13 protein-coding genes are annotated in these 17,320 nt (G+C 70.3%); 10 read left to right on the top strand and 3 right to left on the bottom strand.

Annotated elements, in window-relative coordinates:
* Positions 1 to 14: 14 nt before the first annotated feature.
* On the bottom strand, positions 15 to 1,487 hold the full coding sequence (locus OHO83_RS40235) for an MFS transporter (protein ID WP_266666811.1): 1,473 nt from the start codon (positions 1,485 to 1,487) through the stop codon (positions 15 to 17).
* 197 nt (positions 1,488 to 1,684) lie between these two features.
* Here OHO83_RS40235 and OHO83_RS40230 point away from each other — a divergent pair, with 197 nt between their 5' ends.
* The 9 genes from OHO83_RS40230 to OHO83_RS40190 all read left to right on the top strand — a co-directional run bounded on the left by OHO83_RS40230 (position 1,685) and on the right by OHO83_RS40190 (position 11,104).
* Positions 1,685 to 1,963, top strand: a complete 279-nt coding sequence (locus OHO83_RS40230) for a hypothetical protein (protein ID WP_330280614.1) — start codon at positions 1,685 to 1,687, stop codon at positions 1,961 to 1,963.
* Positions 1,960 to 2,160: a hypothetical protein gene (locus OHO83_RS40225; protein ID WP_266666815.1), complete on the top strand. Its 201-nt coding sequence runs from the start codon at positions 1,960 to 1,962 to the stop codon at positions 2,158 to 2,160. Before OHO83_RS40230 ends, OHO83_RS40225 begins: the two co-directional genes overlap by 4 nt.
* 166 nt (positions 2,161 to 2,326) lie before the next feature.
* On the top strand, positions 2,327 to 3,235 hold the full coding sequence (locus OHO83_RS40220) for a TIGR03619 family F420-dependent LLM class oxidoreductase (RefSeq protein ID WP_266666817.1): 909 nt from the start codon (positions 2,327 to 2,329) through the stop codon (positions 3,233 to 3,235).
* A gap of 137 nt (positions 3,236 to 3,372) precedes the next feature.
* Positions 3,373 to 4,395 (top strand): LacI family DNA-binding transcriptional regulator, encoded by a 1,023-nt coding sequence (locus OHO83_RS40215; protein WP_266666819.1) that lies wholly within the window; start codon positions 3,373 to 3,375, stop codon positions 4,393 to 4,395.
* A gap of 150 nt (positions 4,396 to 4,545) precedes the next feature.
* Positions 4,546 to 5,958 carry an extracellular solute-binding protein gene (locus OHO83_RS40210; protein WP_266666821.1) on the top strand — a complete coding sequence of 471 codons (1,413 nt, stop codon included), beginning with the start codon at positions 4,546 to 4,548 and terminating at the stop codon, positions 5,956 to 5,958.
* 30 nt (positions 5,959 to 5,988) lie between these two features.
* Complete coding sequence (locus OHO83_RS40205; protein WP_266666823.1) at positions 5,989 to 6,936, top strand: carbohydrate ABC transporter permease; 948 nt, start codon at positions 5,989 to 5,991, stop codon at positions 6,934 to 6,936.
* 31 nt (positions 6,937 to 6,967) lie between these two features.
* The gene (locus OHO83_RS40200; RefSeq protein WP_266676107.1) at positions 6,968 to 7,843 is read left to right on the top strand and encodes a carbohydrate ABC transporter permease; all 876 of its coding nucleotides are present in this window, start codon (positions 6,968 to 6,970) and stop codon (positions 7,841 to 7,843) included.
* Between the two features lie 78 nt (positions 7,844 to 7,921).
* A complete protein-coding gene (locus OHO83_RS40195) occupies positions 7,922 to 9,523 on the top strand; it encodes a glycoside hydrolase family 13 protein (RefSeq protein WP_266666825.1) in 1,602 nt (533 codons plus the stop codon).
* Between the two features lie 150 nt (positions 9,524 to 9,673).
* Positions 9,674 to 11,104, top strand: a complete 1,431-nt coding sequence (locus OHO83_RS40190; protein ID WP_266666827.1) for a PP2C family protein-serine/threonine phosphatase — start codon at positions 9,674 to 9,676, stop codon at positions 11,102 to 11,104.
* 78 nt (positions 11,105 to 11,182) lie between these two features.
* On the opposite strand, the gene OHO83_RS40185 is transcribed toward OHO83_RS40190, so the two are convergent.
* On the bottom strand, positions 11,183 to 12,682 hold the full coding sequence (locus tag OHO83_RS40185) for a DNA-binding protein NsdB (protein ID WP_266666829.1): 1,500 nt from the start codon (positions 12,680 to 12,682) through the stop codon (positions 11,183 to 11,185).
* Between the two features lie 232 nt (positions 12,683 to 12,914).
* Between OHO83_RS40185 and OHO83_RS40180 the strand changes: the two genes are divergently transcribed.
* Complete coding sequence (locus OHO83_RS40180) at positions 12,915 to 14,093, top strand: aminoglycoside phosphotransferase family protein (RefSeq protein ID WP_266666831.1); 1,179 nt, start codon at positions 12,915 to 12,917, stop codon at positions 14,091 to 14,093.
* A gap of 71 nt (positions 14,094 to 14,164) precedes the next feature.
* Here OHO83_RS40180 and OHO83_RS40175 read toward each other — a convergent pair whose 3' ends face one another.
* A complete protein-coding gene (locus OHO83_RS40175) occupies positions 14,165 to 17,263 on the bottom strand; it encodes a ThuA domain-containing protein (RefSeq protein ID WP_266666833.1) in 3,099 nt (1,032 codons plus the stop codon).
* Positions 17,264 to 17,320 lie beyond the last annotated feature (57 nt).

Here is a 17,320-nt window from a genome sequence, read left to right as displayed (position 1 = left end):
GGTGGACCACCGGCTCAGGCGGGCCCCTTCGCCGGGGCCGCGGTGGCGGGTGCCGGGCGGGGCAGGGCCAGGGCCGCCGCCGCCGCGAGCGCCCCGACGACCGCGGCGGTCAGCCAGCCGTGGCGGAACGCGGTGAGGGCCGCTTCCGCTGTGCGGGGCTCGCCGATGAGGCCGACCATCATGGCCACTCCGAGGACGGCGCCCGTCTGCCTGGCCATCGTCGTGACCGCGGAGCCGGTGGCGAACCGGGCGGGCGGCAGTGCCGTGGCGGCCGCTCCCACGAGGGTCGGCAGGGCGAACCCGACCCCGACGCCGGTGATGAGCATGCCGGGCAGGAACGCGGCGGCGTAGTGCGGCGCCGTGTCCAGGGCGAGGGCCCACCACACGAGACCGCCGGCGAAGAGAAGACAGCCGGCCGCCGCCGTGCGACCCGCGCCGAGACGTCGCACGACGGGTCCCGAAGCGATGGCGAGCACGGGGACGACCAGCGGTCCCGGCGCGATGGCCAGGCCCGTGCGGATCGCCGAGTAGCCCCACACCTGCCGGCACCACAGGACGGAGGTGAGCAGCATCGCGGCGAACGCCACCGTGAAGAGGAGTGCGGCGAGCGTGGCGAACGCGAAGGCGGGGATGCGAAGGAGCGGGAGTTCGACGATGGGGACCGGATGCCGGGCCGACCGCAGCCAGAACACCGCGGCGAGGATCACCGCGGCGGCCAGCGAGCCGAGCACACGGGTCGAACTCCAGCCCCATGCCTCGGCCTTGACGAGGCCGAGCGCAAGGGTACCGATGGAGAGGGTGAGGAGGACGGCGCCCGTCAGGTCGGGCAGCGGGCCGCTGCGGTCGGGACGGTCGGCGGGCAGCAGCCGGATACCGGCCACGAGGCCGGCGGCGCCGACGGGCACGTTGACGAGGAAGACCCAGCGCCAGTCGGCCTCCACGAGCAGCCCGCCCGCGACGGGGCCGAGGCCGGCGGCGATGCCCCCGATGGCGGCCCAACTGCGAATGGCGCGCGGGCGGCGCTCCGCCGGGGTCCCGACGAGCAGCAGCGCGAGCGACGTCGGCATGAGGGCGGCGGCGCCCGCGGCCTGGAGGGCACGCGCCGCGACGAGCCAGCCGACGCCGGGGGCGACGGCGCACAGTGCGGAGGCGACGGTGAACACCGCGAGTCCCAGCAGGAACCCCCGGCGGTGTCCGTATCGGTCGGCGAGGCGTCCGGCGGCCACGAGCAGGGCCGCGAACACGATCGCGTAGGCGTTCAGGACCCAGGACAGGGAGGCGAGCGAGGCGTCGCCGAAAGAGGTGGCGAGGGCGGGCACGGCGACGTTGACGATGAACAGGTCGAGGTTCACCACGAAGACGCCCGCGGAGACGATCCAGCGGGTGGCCGAACCGGTCCTGCCGGGGGCCGGCGCGCCCGAACCCGAGCCCGCCGCGGAACCGGAGGCCGAGGCGGCGCCCGGGCTCCCGGCAGACGCGTCCGCCACAGCAGGTGAGTTTGATTTTCCAACTATCATGCACGGCAACCTAGCGCGAGCGAGTTTGATATGACAACCCTGCAGTTGGGCACGGCAGGTGGGTGCTCGCCGCCCTCACCCCGACGCGCCGTGCCGTCGTCGCCGCCGCCGACCGGACACCCCGCCGCAACGTCCCTCTCGCCCACCCCCGAGCGAAGGACCCTCTCATGCGCACCCCCTTCCACGTCCGGCTCGCGACGCTCGCCGTCGTGGCACTGGCCGGACTCGCCGGACCCGCCGCCGTCCCGGCGCAGGCCACGGACAACGTGCCGTGCCACACCACCGTCAAGCGAGACCTGGTCGACCCGTCGTCGGGACGCACCTGGCCCGGGACCGGCGTCATGTACTGCAATCTCACGCGCGGCCACGTCCCGGTCCACGCGAGCCCCCCCGGTTCCCCGGTGGTGAACAGGGCGGCGCGGCCAACTGGTTCGTCACCGAGATGAGGGGCGAGACGTACCGGGACGGTGCCGCGGAGAACAACTGGTGGGCCAGCACCCGGGCGGACAACGGCCGTTGGGGCTGGACGCCCGAGGTCTACTTCGCGGGTGGCGGCAACTACGAGGACGACGCGGGCCTGTTGATGCCGGGTTCCTACACCTGCGCAAACACCTGTGCTCCCGCGCCCTTCTGGGCGCGCTGACTTCACGGCGCACCGGGGGCGGGGCCGGGGTGCCCCGCCCCCTCTTCGAAAAGCCCTCTTCGACAAGCCCTCTTCGAGAAGCCCGGTTCGACAAGCCCGGTTCGACAAGCCCGGTTCGACAAGCCCGGTTCGACAAGCCCGCCCATGATCATCAAGACTGAGGATCATGCGATTCGGCGTGAACCTTCTCAACTTCGGCTCCGACACGACCCCGCGAACCCTCGAGCGCCAGGCGACGGACGCCCGCGCGCTGGGCTTCACATTCGCGATGATCTCCGACCACATAGCCGTCACCCCCGACGTCCACGAGGTGTACCCCGCCCCGTTCTACGACCAGTTCGTCCTGGCCGCGCATCTCGCGGGGCGGGTCCCTGGGCTTCGGCTCGGCACGACCATCACCGTGATCCCGTACCGGCACCCGCTCCAGACGGCGCGGCTCGCGGCCAACATCGACCAGCTCAACGACGCCGGGTTCATCCTCGGCGCGGGCGTCGGCTGGTCGGCCGCCGAGTACCGCGCACTGGGCGTCCCGTTCGAGGAGCGCGGCGCCATCACCGACGAGTACCTGGCCGCGATCCGCGCCGCCTGGGCGCAGGACCCGTGCACCTTCGAGGGCCGCTACGTCTCGTACGAGGGCGTCCGTACGGCCCCCGCCCCCGCTGCCGAGCAGCTGCCGGTCTGGGTCGGCGGCGACTCGCCCGCCGCGCTGCGCCGGGCCGCGCGCCTGGGCGAGGGATGGCACCCGTTCATGCCGACCCTTCAGGGCCTGCGCGCGAAGCTGCCGGTCGTGGCCGCCGAGGCCGAGAAGGCCGGCCGGCCCGTACCGGAGCTGGTGCCACGGCTGCAGATCGCGCTCGGGGAGCGGCCCGACACCGATGACCGTCCGCTCGGCCACGGCAGCGTCGACCAGGTCCGCGCGGACGTGCACGCGCTGGCCGAACTCGGCGCCACGCACGTGCTGTTCGACACCTACCCGGGCGGGCCGGCCGCGCGCGCCACGGCCGACGAGGACCGCCGCGTCCTGGAACTCCTCGTGGACAAGGTTGTCGATCCGGCCACGGGCGACGTGCGCTGACGTCAGGACCCGTAAGCCGTCCGACCGCCTCCTCGACGGATGGACCGTGGGCCCAGGGCGCCTGTCTCCGCGCCCTGGGCGTCCATTCACCGAACTTACGCAAGCAGATTGCAAGTCTTGCGCTAATCTTGCGTTTCATGACACGGAGACTTGCTCAGGTGGCACAGAAGGTCGGCGTCAGCGAGGCGACCGTCAGCCGGGTGCTCAACAACAAGCCCGGCGTCTCGGAGGCCACCCGGCAGGCCGTGCTCACGGCCCTGGACGTCCTGGGCTACGAGCGGCCGACCCAACTGCGCGGCGAGCGCGCGCGCCTGGTCGGGCTCGTCCTGCCGGAACTGCAGAACCCGATCTTTCCCGCGTTCGCGGACGTGATCGGCGGCGCGCTCGCCCAGCAGGGCCTCACCCCCGTCCTGTGCACCCAGACCAACGGCGGCGTCTCCGAGGCGGACTACGTGGAACTGCTGCTCCAGCAGCAGGTGTCCGGCGTGGTCTTCGCGGGCGGCCAGTTCGCCCAGGCGGACGCCCGGCATGAGCACTACCGGCTCCTCTCCGAGCGCAAGGTCCCCGTCGTGCTCGTGAACGCGGCGATCGAGGACCTCGGATTCCCCTGCGTCGCGTGCGACGACGCCGTCGCGGTCGAGCAGGCCTGGCGGCATCTGTCCCTGCTGGGGCACGAACGCATCGGGCTCGTGCTCGGCCCGGACGACCATGTGCCCTCGATGCGCAAACTCGCCGCCGCGCGGGGCGTGGTGCGGGCAGCCGGGGGGACACTGCCCGAGGACGCGGTCGAGCGGGCCATGTTCTCGCTGGAGGGCGGCCGAGCGGCGGCGGCGCGCCTCATGCGGCGCGGCATCACGGGCATTATCTGCGCGAGCGACCCGCTGGCGCTCGGCGCGGTGCGGGCCGCGCGGCGCGAGGGTCTGCGGGTGCCGGAGGACATCTCGGTGGTCGGGTACGACGACTCGGCGTTCATGAATTGCACGGAGCCGCCCCTCACCACCATGCGCCAGCCGATCGAGGCGATGGGCCGGGCCGCCGTCGAGCTGCTCGTCACCCAGATCCAGGGCGGCTCGGTGACGCCCGGTGAGCTGCTGTTCGAGCCCGAACTGGTGGTACGCGGCTCCACGGCACAGGCTCCGTCCGGCGCAACCGAGGCGTAGTCAATATTTTGCGGAGTCTGCACGACATCTTGCGGGCACCTGTTCGCGGTGGTTGAGTGTGCCGCGCCCCGGCTGCGCGGTAGCCGTAGGCCTTCCTGCGGTTGTCGTCAGCCGTGGGCCCTCCATGCTCATGCCCGAAGGGGACCACCGATGAGAAGCTCCTGGTTCCGCCCCACCCGCCGTAGCTCCGCGGCCGCGGTCGCCGCCGTGCTCACCCTGACCTCCCTCGCCGCCTGTGGCACCAGCAGCAGCGACGACGACAGCGGGTCGGGCGGTGGCTCGAAGGCCGACATATCGGCTCCCCTGGATCCGAAGACCAAGGTCACGCTCACCATCGACTGCATGCCGCCGGCGGCGAAGGCGGCCGAGCTCAGGGAGTGGAAGGAGGACGTCAGGGAGTTCAACAAGAAGTACCCGAACGTCACGATCAGCGGGAAGTCGACGCCGGGCCAGTGCGAGGAGCCCGCCCGCTTCACCGCCCAGCTCAAGGCGAAGTCTCAACCGGACGTCTTCTACACGTACTTCACCGATCTCCAGCAGGTGCTCGACAACAACGGCGCCGCGGACATCACCGCCTACGTGACGCCCAGGACCGTGCCGGCGCTGGACTCCATCGACGGGAACGTCCTCGGCGTCCTCAAGAAGGACGGCAAGCTCTACGGCCTGCCCACCAGCAACTACACGATGGGCCTGCTGATCAATCGCAAGCTCTTCGAGCGGGCCGGACTCGACCCGGACAAGCCGCCGACGACCTGGGAAGAGGTCCGCACCGCCGCCAAGAAGATCGCCGGCCTCGGCAACGGCATCTCCGGTTACGGCGAGTACAGCGCGGGGAACACCGGCGGCTGGCACTTCACCGCGGCGATGTACGGCCTCGGCGCCGACGTCGTCTCCGCCGACGGCAAGAAGGCCGCGTTCAACGACGCCACCGGCAAGCAGGTCGCCCAGCAGCTGCACGACATGCGTTGGAAGGACGACAGCATGGGCAGGACGCAGCTGCTGAAGTGGGGCGACCTCCAGAAGCAGATCGCCTCCGACAAGCTCGGCATGTTCCTCGCCGCGCCCGACGACATCACGTACATGGTCCAGCAACTGGGCGCCGAGTACGAGAACTTCGGCATGGGGCCGATCCCCGGCGGCAAGACCACGCTCTTCGGCGGCAACGACTACATGATCAAGAAGGGCTCCTCGCCGGACAAGATCAAGGCGGCTGTCGCCTGGCTCAACTTCAAGACCCTCACCCCGGGCAAGGGCCAGTTCCAGTGGGAGCGCACCAAGGCGGACAAGCTCCCCGTCGGTCTGCCGCAGCCGAACTTCTTCACCGGTGACACCAAGGCCAAGGACCTCGCGTCCCGCACGGAGAACGCGACGATGCCCGTCGAGAACTTCAAGCCGTTCCTGGACAACCCGGTGCCCGGCAAGGCGGAGCCGCCGAAGGCGCAGGAGGTCTACAAGGTCCTCGACAACGTGATGTCGGGCGTGCTCACCAACCGCAACGCCGACATCGACAAGCTGCTCGCCACCGCGGAGCAGCAGGTCAACCAGGTGCTGGCCAACCAGTGACTCACGGCACCCGTGTCCCGAGGAGCGACCATGTCGGCCCCCACCGTGTCCAAGAGCTCGCCGGCGCCCGCACGTGCGCCGCACCAACTTCCGGTGCGGCGCGGCACGTTGGCGCGAGCGGTGCAGCGCAACCTCTCCGCCCACGGCTTCCTGATCGGCGCGGTGCTCTGCTTCTCCTTCTTCTCCTGGTATCCGATGGTCAGGGAGTTCCTCCTGGCCTTCCAGAAGAACAAGGACGGCCGGACCACCTGGGCCGGCTGGTCCAACCTCTCCTACGTCTTCGACGACCCGGCGTTCTGGCAGGCCTGGCGCAACACCCTCCTGTTCACGGGGCTCGCGCTCATGCTGGGCTTCGCGGTGCCGTTTCTCGTGGCGGTCCTGCTCAATGAATTCCGGCACGGCCAGGGCTACTTGAGGATGCTCGTCTACTTGCCGGTGATGCTTCCCCCGGTCGCCTCGGTCCTGCTGTTCAAGTACTTCTACGACCCCGGCTACGGGCTGTTCAACCGGATCCTCGGCATCTTCGGGATACCCGACCAGCAGTGGCTGCAGTCCACGAGTACGGCGATGATCTCCGTGGTCATCGCGGCGACCTGGATGAACATGGGCGGCGCGACCCTGATCTATCTCGCCGCGCTGCAGGGCATCCCCGGCGAGCTGTACGAGGCCGCGGAACTGGACGGCGCCGGACTGTGGCGCAAGATCTGGCATGTGACGATCCCTCAGACGAGGCTGATCCTCTCGCTGATGTTCCTCATGCAGATCATCGCCACGATGCAGGTCTTCACCGAGCCGTTCCTGCTCACCAACGGCGCCGGCCCCGAGGGGTCGACCATGACCGTCGTCTACCTCATCTACCAGTACGCCTTCAACTTCAACAACTACGGCGGCGCGGCGGCCCTCGGACTGGTCCTGCTCGTCCTGCTCGCGGGGTTCTCCGCGGTGTACGTACGCCTCAGCCGCACCCGAGAAGACTGACCGGCACGGAGTTCACATGGCTACCGACACGATGCGCCCCCGGACCCTGATCTCGCCGGCCCAGCTCGGCAGGCGGCGCGGCAAGGTCGTCTACTGGTGCGTCTTCGCCCTGGTGATGGTCCTGTTCACACTGGTCTTCCTGGGGCCGATGTACTGGATGGTCAGCGGCGGCCTCAAGACCACGCAGGAGTTCGTCAAGGCCCCGCCGACGCTCGTACCCACCAGCGTGCACCCCGGCAACTACGGGGACGCGTGGCGGGTGATGGATCTGGCGAAGCTGCTAGGCAACACGCTGTACTACGCGTTCGGCGCGCTCGCCTTCCAGCTCGTCCTCGACGTCGCCGCGGCCTACTCGCTGTCCAAGCTGCGTCCCCTGTTCGGCAAGGTCATCCTCGGCATGATGCTGGCGACGCTGATGATCCCGGCGACGGTCCTGGTCGTGCCGCAGTACCTGACCGTCCTCGACGTGCCGCTCTTCGAGCGCAATCTGCTCAACAGCCCCTGGGTGATCTGGCTGCCGTCCGTCACCAACGCCTTCAACATCTTCCTGCTCAAGCGGTTCTTCGACTCGATCCCCCAGGAGCTGCTGGACGCCGCGTCCATCGACGGCGCGTCCGCGCTGCGGACCCTGCGGTCGGTGGTGCTGCCCCTCTCGCGGCCCATCCTGGGCGTCGTCTCCATCTTCGCGGTCGTCGGTGTGTGGAAGGACTTCCTCTGGCCGATGCTGACGCTGCCCGACCCCGGCAAGCAGACCCTGAACGTCGGCATCTACTCGCTGGCGAGCGGCGTCCCGGAGAACTGGTTGATCGCCGCCCTCACCATCGCGTCACTGCCGACCCTGGTGCTGTTCCTGCTGTTCCAGCGCAACATCATGAGCGGTCTCACCGCGGGCGGCCTCAAGGGCTGACGCCCGCCGCCCCTCCCCCGTACGCCGCCTCTGTGACGGCGCGCCCCGGCGCGCCCTCCTGCCCGAAAGGACCTCCACGTGGCAGCCCCCCATTCCTCAGACACCGGCGACTGGTGGCGCTCCGCCGCCATCTACCAGGTGTACGTACGCAGCTTCGCCGACGGCGACGGCGACGGCACGGGCGATCTCGCGGGGGTCAGAGCCCGGCTGCCGCACCTGGCCCGGCTGGGGATCGACGCGATCTGGTTCACCCCCTGGTACCGCTCCCCGATGGCGGACGGCGGTTACGACGTGGCCGACTACCGGGCGATCGACCCGTCGTTCGGCACGCTCGCCGAGGCGGAGAAACTCATCGAGGAGGCTCGCGACCTCGGCATCCGCGTCATCGTCGACGTCGTGCCCAACCATGTCTCCGACCGGCACGCCTGGTTCAGGGCCGCGCTCGCGGCGGGCCCCGGCAGCCCCGAGCGCGAGCTGTTCCACTTCCGGCCCGGCCGGGGCGCGCACGGCGAACTGCCGCCCAACAACTGGCCGTCCCAGTTCGCCGGCGAGACCTGGACCCGCGTCCCCGACGGCGAGTGGTACCTGCATCTCTTCACGCCCGAGCAACCCGACCTCAACTGGGCGCATCCCGCCGTGCGCCACGAGCACGAGGAGGTGCTGCGCTTCTGGTTCCAGCGGGGCGCGTCGGGCGTACGCGTCGACTCGGCGGCGCTGCTCGCCAAGGACCCGGCACTCGCCGACGCCGCCGCGGACGACACCAGCGGCTACGTCGACCGGGACGAGCTGCACACGGTCTACCGCTCCTGGCGGGCCGTCGCCGACGAGTACGACGGTGTGCTCATCGGTGAGCTGTGGGTCCCCGACCCCGAGCGCTTCTCCCGCTATCTGCGCCCCGACGAGCTGCACACGGCCTTCAACTTCGACTTTCTGTCCCGCCCCTGGGACGCCGCGGAGCTGCGTGACTCCATCGACATGACGCTGGCCCACCACGCGCCGGTGGGGGCTCCCGCGACCTGGGTCCTGTGCAACCACGACGTGACGCGGACGGTGACCCGCTACGGCCGGACGGACACGACGTTCGCGTTCGCGTCGAAGCGCTTCGGCACGCCCACGGACCTGGCGCTCGGCACCCGCAGGGCGCGCGCGGCGGCGCTGCTGTCGCTGGCCCTGCCGGGCGCCGTCTACCTCTACCAGGGGGAGGAGCTGGGCCTGCCCGAGGCGGAGGTACCGCCCGCCCGCATCGAGGACCCGATGCACTTCCGCTCCGGCGGCACCGACCCGGGCCGCGACGGCTGCCGGGTGCCCCTGCCCTGGACGCAGGACGGTTCTTCGTACGGCTTCGGGTCGGCCGGGGCGCCCTGGCTGCCGCAGCCGGCGGACTGGGGGACGTACGCCGCCGCGCGCCAGGACGCCGATCCCGGCTCGATGCTCTCGCTCTACCGCGAGGCGCTGCGCCTGCGCCGCTCGGAGCCGGGCTTCGGCGACGGGCCGATGCGCTGGCTTCCCGGTCCCCCTGGCGTGCTGGCCCTTGCCCGGGGCGAGGGCCTGGTCTGCGTCGTCAACTTCGCCGATCCGGCCGCCGCGCTCCCGCCCCGTGCACGTCTCCTGCTGGCCAGTGGCCCCTTGGACGACGAGGGGCAACTCCCGCGGGACACGGCGGTGTGGCTGCGCGTGTGAACGGCACGCCCGGGAGGACTTAGGTATATGCCAGAAGCATCACCGCGCCGGGTGTTGCCAAACCCCTTACGGGGCCTGTCCGGCTGTGCGACAGTCATTACCGGTCCTTCCGTCAGTCTTGGTCGTGCCGCGCCTGTATCGGAGTACGTCATGTCACCCCATGTCTTCGCGGACCGCCCCGCCGCCCAGCCGCCGGAGCACGGTTCGGTCGACGCGCTGATCACGCAGACGCGTCGGCTGCTCGGTGACGTCGACGCCGTGCGCCGCGAGGCCGTCTCCGACGACGGTGACCCCGAGCGACGCTGGCAGCGCGCCCTCTACGAGCTGGCCGTGCACCAACTCAGCGACCTCGACAAACACCTGGCGCAGCTGCGCGACGGGCCACCGCGTCCGGCCGTGGACCCCCTGCTTCCCGAAGCACGCGGCTCCGCGCCGGCCGAGCCGCAGAGCGGCTCCCTGCTCAGCCGCGTGGGCAGCGCCGAATGGAATCTCCTCACCGACGAGGCGAGCTGGTCCGGAGAGCTGTTCCAGATCCTCGGCCGCAGCCCAGGTGCGCCCCCGCTGACCCTCGACGAACTGCCGTCCGTCGTGCACACCGATGACCAGGCCATGCTCACCAGAATGGTGACGGACTGCCTCATCGAGGGAAAGCCGATCGACGGCGAGTTCCGCATCCTGCGCGCCGACGGCACCGCCCGGACGGTGCACATGATGGGCGAGCCCGTGCTCGACGCCGACGGCGCCACCGCGTCGATGTGGGCGGTCCTGCGCGACGTCAGCGAGCTGCGCCGCACCCAGCGGACCGTACGCGAGACGCATGACTCGCTCCAGCGCCGGCGCCATATCGAGCAGACGGAACACCGGCTCGCGGCCGAGCTCCAGGAAGCCGTACTGCCGCCGTGGCGTGGCTCCCTGCGGTTCTCCCAGGGGGCACCGCACGACCTCGACCTCGCGGCCCGCCATCTGCCGTCGTCCACGGGCGAGCTCGTCGGCGGCGACTGGTACGACGCCCTCCAACTGCCCGACGGACAGACTTTGTTGAGCGTGGGCGGCCTGACCGGACACGGCGTGACCGTGACCTCCGGCATGGCGATGCTCCTCGGCGCCCTGCGCGGCATGGCCGTCACGGGGACCCGCCCCGACGAGCTGATGGGCTGGCTCAACCAGCTGACCGACACCTCGGTGCAGCCGTCCCTGGGCAGCGCGGTCTGCTGCCGTTACGATCCCGGGTCGCGCACCCTGACCTGGGCGCAAGCGGGACACCCCGCCCCGCTGCTGTTCCGCGACGGGGTGGGGCGTGCGCTGACGCCGCCGGAGGGCGTGCTGCTCGGAGCGACACCCGGTGCCACGTACGGGCAGGCCGAGGAGTCGCTCCGCGCCGGCGATCTGCTGCTGCTGCACACCGACGGCCTGGTCCCCCACCGCAGCGGCGCCGCGGCGGCGAACAGGCTCCTCGATCTCGCGCCACGACTCGCCGAGGCCGCCACCGCACAGGACTGCGTGCGGACGGTCTTCGAGGAGTTCGCCGCGCACGAGCGCGCGGACGAGGCCTGTGTGCTGGTCGCCAGGATCGGCTCCTGACGCAGACGGTCATGTGTTGAGGTCGGTCATGTGTTGAGGTCGGTCATGTGTTGAGGTCGGACCGCGTGCCCCGGAGGGTCACGCCTGGGCGCGCTTGCCTCCCGTGGACTTTCCGGGGACCTTCGGCAGCGCGAGGTTGATCTCCTCACGAAGGTCCACGATCTTCGGGTAGCCGGCGTACTGCCCGGTGAGCCGGTACATCTCGCGGAGCCGGTCCCAGGTGCGCTGGGAGGAGTTGGCCCCCATCGACACCAGCGCCAGGCGCGCGTACCGGTCGGCCTGCTCCGGGTCGTCGGCGATGAACAGGGCCGACGCGAGCGAGATGTAGTCGAAGATCTGCGACCGCTGCCGCCCGTTCGCCCGCAGTTCGAGGGCTTCCCTGGCGTGGCGCTGTGCGGTGTTCGCCGCGGCCGGCTCATGGTCGGCGAGGGTGCGATAGGCCAGGGCCTGCATCCCGTGCAGATCCGCCTCGTCGAACATCTGCATCCAGCTGGGCGGCGGCACGTCGCCCTTGTCGGAGACGAAGAGGTCCTCCGCCTGGCCGAGGGTGCGCCGCATGGCCTGGCCCTTGCCCATCGACGCCTGTGCCCAGGCCTCGATGGTGTAGAGCATGGCGCGGGTACGCGGCAGGGTCTCGTCGCCGGATCCGGACTTGGCGAGCTTCATGAGGTCGAGGGCGTCGTCGGGCCGGCCGAGGTGCACCATCTGACGGGCTGCCCTGGACAGGGCCTCCCCGGCGCGCGGCCGGTCGCCGCCCTCCCGCGCCGCGTGCGCGGCGATGACGAAGTACTTCTGGGCCGTGGGTTCGAGGCCGACGTCGTGGGACATCCAGCCCGCGAGGACGGCCAGGTTGGCGGCGACGCCCCACAGGCGCCGCTGGAGATGGTCGGGGTGCCGGTAGCTGAGCATGCCGCCCACTTCATTGAGCTGGCCCACCACCGCCTTGCGTTGCAGACCGCCACCGCGGGCCGCGTCCCAGGCCCGGAACACCTCGACGGAGCGCTCCAGTTCCTCGATCTCCTGCGACCCGATGGGGGCGGCCTCGTAGCGGTCGAACCCAGCGGGGTCGGCGTGCAGGGGGTCTTCGAAATGTGGGGCTTCGGCCGCGAGGGCCGGATCGGTGTGCAGCCAGTCGTGCATGGCGCCGCTGAGTACAGATCCTGCGGCGAGCGCGGCACCCGCGCCCACCAAGCCGCGTCGGTTGAGCATGAGGTCCATTCCCGTGAATTCGGTGAGGACCGCAGCCGTCCGCTCGGGCGCCCATGGCATTCCGTCGGGGTGTTCCACCGCCCCGGCGTCACGCCGTTTCCCCGTGCGCCCGTGCCGGACCAGACCGAGGTCCTCGATGGTCACGACACGGCCGAGTCGCTCGGTGAACAGCGCCGCCAGCACCCGTGGCACCGGATCGCGCGGGATCTCTCCCATGTCGATCCAACGCCGCACCCGTGAGGTGTCGGTCGCCAGCTGTGGGTGGCCCATGGCCGCCGCCTGCCGGTTGACCAGCCTCGCGAGCTCCCCCTTGGACCAGCCGGCGAGGCCGAACAGGTCGTTCAGGCGGGTGTTGGGTTGTCCGTTCACGTCAAGCCCCCAGGTTCTCGGCTGAGTTGACAGTAACCCTCTGTCAGTTGCTGAGCGACTATTCGCCAGGGTTCGCCAGGGTGCGCCAGATGGTGTGCCAGTGGGCACCGGGTGTCAGGTAGGAATGCGCCACCCCGACCCGGTTGCCGCGGCTCACTCCCCAGGGTGCACCACGGTTCCCGGGGCGGGTGGCGCAGGCAACTCGCAGGCACACGAAGGGATCTGTTCGCCCATGTACGCAGCATCGTCCTCCGTGTCCGCCCCGCCCCGGCCGTTCTACGCCCGGCCCCCGGCTCGCGGCAACGGCCGCGCCGGGGAGGCCCCACCGGCGGGCGGCGGCCCCTACCTCGACCCCGCGCGACCTGCGACCGCAGCGCTCGGCTCCGGTCGGACCAGGCGCCTCCCGGGGCTCGGCACCCAACCGCTCAGCGGGAGACTCGACTTGTCCGGCCCCCAGGGCGCGCAGCTGCGCACGGCGATCGCCTCGGTGCACCGGATCTGCCCGGAGTTCAATCCGGTGCAGGTACTGCGCCGCAGTGGACGGTCCGTGCTGCTCGTCGGCACCACAGGGCGCAGCACCGCCGTCGCCAAGTGCTTAGTGGACCACTCGCCCATCTGGACCGAGCGGATCCGCCATGAGATAGCGGCATACCGCTCGTTCGTCCGGCACCGGCCACCGGTCCGGGTGCCGCGGCTCATCGCCGCGGACCCCGACAACTGCACGCTGGTGATCGAGCGGATGCCCGGCCGGATCGCCGCCCTGCAGCGGCACCCGGCCGAGGCACCGCCCCGGGCGGACGTGCGGGCCGCGCTCAGCGCGATCTGCCGGCTCAACCTCTGGCGTCCGCCGGCCGGCACGTTCAACGCGCCGCTCGACTACGCGGACCGGATCTCCCGCTACCACGACCTCGGTCTGCTCACCGACCGGGACATGGGCGATCTGCAGAAGCTGCTGCACGGCATCGCTCACTCGTCGGGCCGCCAGGGCATGGGCCAGTTCTGTCACGGAGACGCGCTGCTCTCGAACGTCCTGCTGTCCCCCGCGGGCCCCGTGCTCGTGGACTGGGAGCACGCGGGCTGGTATCTGCCGGGGTACGACCTGGCGACCCTGTGGTCGGTGCTCGGTGACGCACCGGTGGCGCGGCGCCAGATCAGCCAGCTCGCGCAGTCCGGCGGACCCGCGGCGCGGGACGCGTTCCTGGTGAACCTGATGCTCGTGCTGACGCGGGAGATCCGGACGTACGAGACGGCCGTGCAGCGTTCGATGCACGACGCGACCCCTGCGGCATCGGGCACGGCCCCGCACGGTGCTGCGCCGTCCGGCGAGGAACAGCGGCTGCTGCTGAGGCGGCTGCACGACGACTGCCAGCTGGCCCGCCGGGCCGTGCGTGCGGCGGTCGGCACTCGCTGAGGGGACGGGAATCCGCGGTGCGCCAGGACAGCGGCGCACCGCGGATTCTCCTGTGCCTCACCTCCGGAGGGTTACGGGTTGCTGAACTGCACGGCGTCCACGTCGAACGAGTTGTCCTGCGGGGACTTGAACACGAGGTACAGCTTGTGCGTGCCGGTCAGCGCGTCGACCGGGACGGCGGGTGTGGCCTGGTAGGTGTCCCAGTCGCCGGTGTTCGGGACGGGTGTGGTGGCCAGGAGCTTGCCGTCGGGGGCGTCCGCGCGCAGCTCGATGGAGCCGACTCCGTACGGTGACGACAGTTTGTAGCTCACCTGTCCGATGCCCTCGACGCTCATCGGGTCGAACGCGACCCAGTCGCCGTCGCTGACGTCGCCGATGCGCTTGCCGTTCTCGGCACCTTCCTGTGCGACGACGCGCGTACCGGACTGGCCGTCGTAGTACTCCGCCTGCTTGTGCCTGGGCTGGAGCACGGACCGCCCGTAGCCGGTCAGGGCGCTGACGCCGTCGCCTCCCTGGTCGGTGTACTTGGCGTTGAGTACGTAGGTGAGGTCGGCGCCCTCGGGGTGGCCGCCCAGGTCACCGGTGTCCACGGTGCCTTCGCAGCCGGGGATGTCGGTGGTGGGGTGCTCGTGGTCGTCGTGGCCGAGGGCCGGGTTGACGGTGACCTTGGAGCAGTCGACCGTGCCGTCCTCGGGGTCGGTGACGGTCACCTTGTACGGGATCTTGTCGCCGAAGTCGATGAGCTTGCCGTCGACGGGGAACTCGATCTTCACCTTGGGCGCGGTGTTGCCCGCGGTGACGGGGACGTTGGCGTAGCCGGACTTGCCGGTGGAGTCGGTGACCTTCAGCTGGGCGTTGAAGTCACCCTTCGCCGTGTAGGTGTGGCTCGGGCTCGCCTCGGTGGAGTCGTAGGTGCCGTCGCCGTCGAAGTCCCAGGCGTAGGTGAGCGGGTCGCCGTCGGGGTCTTTGCTTCCCTCGCTGGAGAAGGAGACCTCGAGCGGGGTGGGGCCGTTGGTGACGGAGGCCTTCGCCTCGGCGATCGGTACGCGCTGACCTTGCGCGTAGTCGATCCGGTAGAGCCCGGAGTCGTTGTTGCCGCCGCCGAACTGGCTGCCCCATTCGAGGACGTAGAGCGAGCCGTCGGGGCCGAAGGTCATGTCCATCGGCTTGGCGAACTTCGCGGTCTTCAGGAAGTCGTTGATCTTGAGAAGCTTGCCGTCCTGGTCGAAGCGGATCTCCTTGACCTGGTCGCGGGCCCACTCGTAGAAGAAGCTCGCGCCCTCGAAGTAGGCGGGGAACTTGGTCTTCGAGGGGTTCTTCGCGTCGTAGTGGTAGACGGGCCCGCTCATGGGCGCGGAGCCGCCCTCGCCCATCTCCGGGAACTCCTTGGACTTGCCGTAGCCGTACCAGATCACCGGCTGCTGCACGGGCGGCAGGTCCTTGAGGCCCGTGTTGTTCGGCGAGGGGTTGACGGGCTTGTCGCAGTCGAACTTGGCGCCGACCTCCTTGGTGTCCGGGTTGTAGGGGGCGTACGGCTGGTTGTTGCCGTGGCAGAAGGGCCAGCCGTAGTTGCCGGGCTTCTTGATGACGTTGTACTCGACGAGGCCCTCGGGGCCGCGGTCGGTCGTCGGGCCGCCGCGGTCGGGGCCGTAGTCGGAGACGTGGAGGGCGCCGTTCTTGGGGTCGACGTTGAAGCGGAACGGGTTGCGGAAGCCCATCGCGTAGATCTCGGGCCGGGTCTTCGCGGTGCCCTTCGCGAAGAGGTTGTCCTTGGGGATGGTGTAGCCGCCCGCGTCGGTGGGCTTGATGCGCAGGATCTTGCCGCGCAGGTCGTTGGTGTTGCCGGCGGTGCGGGCGGCGTCGAGCATCTGCTTGCCGGGGCGCCAGTCGATCGGCGCGTAGCCCTGCCAGTCGGGGTCGAGGTTGGGCGGGGTGTCGTCGCCGACGCTGAGGTAGAGGGTGCGGTTCGGGCCGAACTCGACGGCGCCGCCGGTGTGTCCGGGCTCGGGGAAGTTGCGGTCGCGGTACGCGGGGACGTCGAGGAGCTTCTTCTCGCTCGCCGGGTCGAGGGTGTTGTCCGACTTCACGGTGAAGCGGGAGAGCCGGTTGACGTCTTCCTTGGCGTCCTTCGGCGCGTAGTACAGATAGATCCAGTGGTTGCTCTTGAACGACGGGTCGAGCTCCATGCCGACGAGGCCGTCCTCGCCGCCGGTGTAGACGTCGAGCTTGGCCGCGGTCGCGGTGGCGTGGGTGGCGGGGTCGTAGACCTTCACCTCGCCGCTGCGCTGGATGTAGAAGACCTTGCCGTCCTTGGCGACGTCGAGCTCCATCGGGTCGGCGGTGTTGTCGTCGAGTGCGGTCTTCTCGTAGCCGGACCAGACGGTGCCGCCGCAGTCGCCGGGCTTGTCGCCGGCGGCCCACTGGATGCCGCCGAGCACATGGGCGCGGAAGGCGGGTTCGCTGTAGGAGGCGGTGTCGTGGCCCATGGCGGTCGCCCAGACCTTGCCGCCCTCGGCGTTGCGGCACCAGGAGATGGGGTGGTCGGCGCCCATCGCGGAACCGCCCGGGTTGTACGTGGTCTCGTCGGCGGTGACGAGGACGTGCACGTCGCCGCGGGGGTTCTTGTCGAAGTTGTACCACTCCTCGGGGCGCTCCCAGCGCTCCGGAAGCCCCTTGGTGGAGGGGTGCACGCGGTCGGCGACCTTGGCCGTGCCCTGGAGCACGCCGGGTGAGTGGGCGGGCATGTGGGCGCCGCCGTTGATGGTCTCGTCCCACCAGGGGAACTGTTCCTCGACGCCCATGTCGAGGGTGTTGTGGATGGCGACGACGCCCTTGCCGCCGCGCACGTATTTCTGCAGGGCCTCGCGCTGGCCGTCGGTGTCCCAGACCATGCCGGAGTTCTGCAGCATGATGATGACGTCGAAGTCCTCGAGCTTCGCGTCGTCGAAGACGGTCGAGTCGTCGGTCTGGACGACCTCGAAGTTGTTCGCCGCGGCCTGCTCCTCGACCATCTTGATGCCGTCCGGGATGGAGCCGTGGACGTAGCCGACGGCCTTGGTGAAGAGCAGTGCGCGGAAGGCGGGGGCCTTACCCGCTGCCGTGGCGCCGGTGGGGAGGAAGCCTACGGCGAGCAGCAGTGCGGTCAGTAACGCGAGGGCAGCTCTTCGCATGCCTCTGATGTCACGAGCATGACATCCCATGAGGTGGTCCTTTCCGTGGAGACAGTG

Origin of the sequence: Streptomyces sp. NBC_00569 (genome assembly GCF_036345255.1) — a bacterium.
GTDB lineage: Bacteria > Actinomycetota > Actinomycetes > Streptomycetales > Streptomycetaceae > Streptomyces.
Note: the sequence above shows the minus strand (reverse complement) of the source record. Positions and strands in the feature narration are given on the sequence as shown.